At 71.9% G+C, this 1,988-nt stretch carries 3 protein-coding genes; all 3 read right to left on the bottom strand.

Features of this window, described 5'->3' with window-relative positions:
• A partial coding sequence (locus ACQKIP_RS46105; RefSeq protein ID WP_427745734.1) for a hypothetical protein occupies positions 1-201 on the bottom strand: 201 nt, incomplete at its 3' end.
• Between the two features lie 99 nt (positions 202-300).
• Entirely contained in the window at positions 301-1,416 is a 1,116-nt protein-coding gene (locus ACQKIP_RS46100) for an AI-2E family transporter (protein WP_365863552.1), read from the bottom strand.
• A 357-nt stretch (positions 1,417-1,773) separates the two neighbouring features.
• Positions 1,774-1,988: GH25 family lysozyme (locus ACQKIP_RS46095; protein ID WP_427745733.1), on the bottom strand; the 215-nt coding region annotated here is incomplete at its 5' end.

Genomic DNA, 1,988 nt, shown 5'->3' with positions numbered 1-1,988 from the left:
CCACCCCACGGTGCCGAAGTCCTCGCCCCATGCGCCGGGGCGGGGCGCGAGCGCCGCGAGCAGGGGCAAGGCGATCGCGGCCCCGAGCAGCAGCGCCGTTGCCGGGCGGGTGGGGCGTGGCGGGCCGTCGGCCTCGCTCTGCCGGCCTTGCCCCTCCCGGCCGCTCTCGGCGCGGTCTGCGTCGTGCGTGCTGTCGCTCATGTCCGACCCCCGTACGGCGCACGCCTGATACGGGTCAGGACGCCAGGGGTCCTGGTCCGGGTTCCCGCTGCGTCCGTCGGCGTAATCCCGGGGGATGCATCAGGAGGGGGCTGCGGCTTCGGGGGGTGTGCCGTCGGTGTCGGGTTCCCGGGGCTGGTCGCTGAGTTGCTCGCGCAGGTAGTTCCAGATCACCGCGATCTGGGCGGCTACGGGTACCGCGAGCAGGCTGCCCGCGACGCCGGCCAGGTTGCCGCCCAGGGTGACCGCCAGCAGGACCACCGCCGCGTGCAGGCCCAGCCCGCGGCTCTGGATGATCGGCTGGAAGACGTTGCCCTCGAGTTGCTGGACCACGAGGATGATCGCCAGCACGATCAGTGCGTCGGTCAGTCCGTTGGAAACCAGGGCGATGAGCACCGCTACCAGGCCTGCGAACACGGCGCCCACGATGGGGACGAACGCCGATACGAAGGTCAGCACCGCCAGCGGGAGCACGAGGGGCACCCCCACGATCCACAGGCCCAGGCCGATGAAGACCGCATCGAGCAGCCCGACGAAGGCCTGGGAGCGGACGAAGGAACTCAGGGTGTCCCAGCTGCGCGCGGCCACGACGGGGACGTCTGCGGCGAGCCGGCCGGGGAGCTGACGGGCCAGCCAGGGAAGGAACCGCGGGCCGTCCTTGAGGAAGAAGAACATCAGGAAGAGCGCCAGGAGTGCGGTGACCAGTCCGTTCAACACGGTGCTCACTCCGGTGAAGACAGTGGTCACCATGCTGCCGACGCTGTCCTTGATCCGCGCGGTCGCCGAGTCGATTCCGCCCGAGATCTCGGCGTCGTCGATGTTGAAGGGCGGCCCGGCCGCCCACTGGCGCAGTTTCTCGATGCCCTGGGTCACGCCGTCGGCCAGGTCGCCGGACTCGGACGCCACCGGCACGGCGATCAGTGCCGCGATACCGGCGACGACCAGGAGGAAGAGCACGGTCACCACCGAGGCGGCCAGGGCGGGGGGCCAGCCGCGCCGGCGCAGGAAGCGAGCGGGAGGCCAGGCCAGCGTGGTGAGCAAAAGGGCCACCACCAGGGGCCACAGGACCGACCACATCCGGCCCAGAATCCACAGGGCTGCCGCAGCAGCCACAAGGACCAGCAGCACCTCGAGGGAGATTCGGGCCGAGGTGCGCAGCGCGGCGGCGGTCTTGGCTGAACTCAGCGTGGCAGGCATGGCCGACACCCTATTGATACCGCGCTCGCCCGCAGACACCGCCGTGGGCCGCCAGCGTGAATTGCTCGGCGAGGGGGCTGCGCTGACGCGGCGTCCGCCGGGGAGGAAGCGGGCGCCGCGGTGGTGCGCCCGGCCCTCAGGACGCGGCCGGCCGGCGCCCGGCGGGTGCCGGTGCGCTGCCCGCCCGCCACCGGGGTGATCTCGCCGCCGGGCAGGAGCAGGCTCGTGGAACGCGGCGGCGGTGCGGTGTTGCGGAGTGGCACAGCCGGCGGCCCGGCGGCCTCGGCGGACAACTCCCTTCCGCGGACACCGGGTTTATCGCGCTCCTCGCACCGCGCCCGTGGGCGAGGACTTCGGTCAGCCGCGCGCCAGGGCTTGCAGGCGGCTCAGGCTCCCGTTGAACCGGTCGTGGTCGCCGACCGTTGCTCCCTTGGAGGTGTACTGCCACACGGTCTGGTAGTTCCAGCCCCCGGGCAGCGCTCCGACGGACGAGCCGTAGTGCGGCACCCACAGCGGATGGGTCTTGCGGAAGCCGGAGTAGTTGCCCGTGCAGGTCTTCCACCAGTTGGTAG

The sequence above is a fragment of the Streptomyces sp. NPDC059900 genome (assembly GCF_050270335.1).
In the GTDB taxonomy this organism is placed as follows: domain Bacteria; phylum Actinomycetota; class Actinomycetes; order Streptomycetales; family Streptomycetaceae; genus Streptomyces.
The sequence above is the reverse complement of the archived record's forward strand: the minus strand, read 5'-3'. Positions and strand labels throughout refer to the sequence as shown.

Coding starts and splice junctions, on each gene's coding strand:
- ACQKIP_RS46100 (WP_365863552.1), bottom strand. CDS start 1,416: ATGCCTGCCACGCTGAGTTCAGCCAAGACCGCCGCCGCGCTGCGCACC.